Genomic DNA, 2,022 nt, shown 5'->3' with positions numbered 1-2,022 from the left:
TTGGCCGACGGCGTGACCTTCACCGGTCGCGGCGAGCCTGGTGCCACCGTGCAAGTGCGTGATGCGGCCGGCACCCTCATCGGCACCGGTATCGTCGGTGCCGATGGCCTGTTCAGCTTGACGTTGAACCCTGCTCAGGCCAACGGCGAAGCACTGGACGTACGCCTGGTGGATGCGGCCGGCAACACGTCTGCACCATTGCAATTCGATGCCCCGGATATCACGCCACCTGGGGCAGTAAGCAATATCCTGGTCGGCGCTGATGGCCTGGCCCTGAGCGGCCGTGGTGAGCCGGGTGCCACCGTCGAGGTACGCGATGCCGACGGTAACGTCATCGGCTCTGGCGTAGTCGGTGCCAACGGCACCTTCCTGATTGACCTGAATCCAGCCGCGCAACCGGGCGAGCAGCTGAGCCTGGTACAGACCGACCCAAGCGGCAACGCCTCGGTGGCCCTGGAATACGACGTACCGCAGACCACGGCACCAGTTAGCCCGAGCAACCTGGCCATTGATGCCGACGGCACTACTCTGACTGGTTCCGCGCCAGCGGGCAGCCGCGTCGAAGTACACGACGCCAGCGGCACATTGATCGGCAGCGCCATCGCCAATGCCGACGGCACTTTCAGCATCGAGCTGAGCCCGGCCCAGGCCAATGGCGAACTGCTGGATGTGGTCGCTATTGATGACAGCGGTGCTTCCTCGTTGCCCGCACAGATCACCGCACCGGATATCACCGCGCCGGCCGCGCCGACCGAACTGGCCGTCAGCGCTGACGGCACCGTGCTCACCGGCCGTGCCGAACCGGGCAGTACTGTGCGTATCCTGGCAGCCGACGGTACCGAACTGGGTACTGCTCTAGTCGGCCCGACCGGTGTATTCAGCATCAACCTCAACCCACCGCAGGTGGACGGCGAGGTCCTGCAAGCCACTGCGAGCGATGCCGCCGGCAATACGTCCGTAGCTAGCTCGGTCACTGCACCGGATATCGATGGTGGCGACACCACGCCGCCTGAAACCCCGACCAACCTGGTGATCGGCGTGGCCGGCAGCCAACTGAGCGGCCGTGGCGAAGCCGGCACCACCGTGCAGGTGCGTGACGCCGCAGGCAACATCATCGCGACGGGTACCGTTGGCGCGGATGGCACCTTCGTCATCGCTCTGGCCCCTGCCGTGAACGACGGCAGCACCCTGCAAGTCACCCTGACCGATGCCGCCGGTAATGTTTCCCAGCCGGGCTCGGTGACCTCAGCCGACCTGCTACCGCCTGCTCAACCGACTGAACTGGCCCTGGCCGACGGCGTGACCTTCACCGGTCGCGGCGAAGCGGGCGCTACCGTGCAGGTGCGTGATGCCGGTGGCAACATCATCGGCACGGGTGTAGTCGGCGCCGATGGCCTGTTCAGCATTACCCTTGCGCCCGCCCAGGCCAACGGCGAAGCCCTGGACGTACGCCTGGTGGACGCGGCCGGCAACACGTCTGCACCGCTGCAGTTCGATGCCCCGGATATCACACCACCTGGCGCAGTAAGCAATATCGTGGTCGGCGCTGATGGCCTGGCACTGAGCGGCCGTGGTGAGCCGGGTGCCACCGTCGAGGTACGCGATGCCAACGGCACCGTGATCGGCACTGGCGTAGTTGGTGCCAACGGCACCTTCCTGATTGACCTGAATCCAGCCGCGCAGCCGGGCGAGCAGTTGAGCCTGGTGCAGACCGACCCAAGCGGCAACGCCTCCGTTGCCCTCGAATACGATGTACCGCTGACCACTGCCCCGGCCAGCCCGAGCAACCTGGCCATCGATGCCGACGGCACCACCCTCACCGGTTCCGCCCCAGCGGGTACTCGCGTGGAGGTACATGACGCCAGCGGCACATTGATCGGCAGCGCCATCGCCAATGCCGACGGCACTTTCAGCATCGAGCTGAGCCCGGCCCAGGCCAACGGCGAACTGCTGGATGTGGTCGCCATTGATGACAGCGGCGCGTCCTCGTTGCCTGCGCAGATCACCGCACCAGACATCACT

The 2,022-nt window shown here is 66.0% G+C and carries 1 protein-coding gene; it reads left to right on the top strand.

The window, feature by feature from the left end; translation table 11 throughout:
• On the top strand, positions 1-2,022 hold a 2,022-nt coding region (locus tag ABI582_RS28570; protein ID WP_442120975.1), incomplete at both ends, for an Ig-like domain-containing protein.

The sequence above is a fragment of the Pseudomonas sp. SAS7 genome, from assembly GCF_052112345.1.
Lineage (GTDB): Bacteria > Pseudomonadota > Gammaproteobacteria > Pseudomonadales > Pseudomonadaceae > Aquipseudomonas > Aquipseudomonas putida_Q.
Note: the sequence above shows the minus strand (reverse complement) of the source record. Positions and strands in the feature narration are given on the sequence as shown.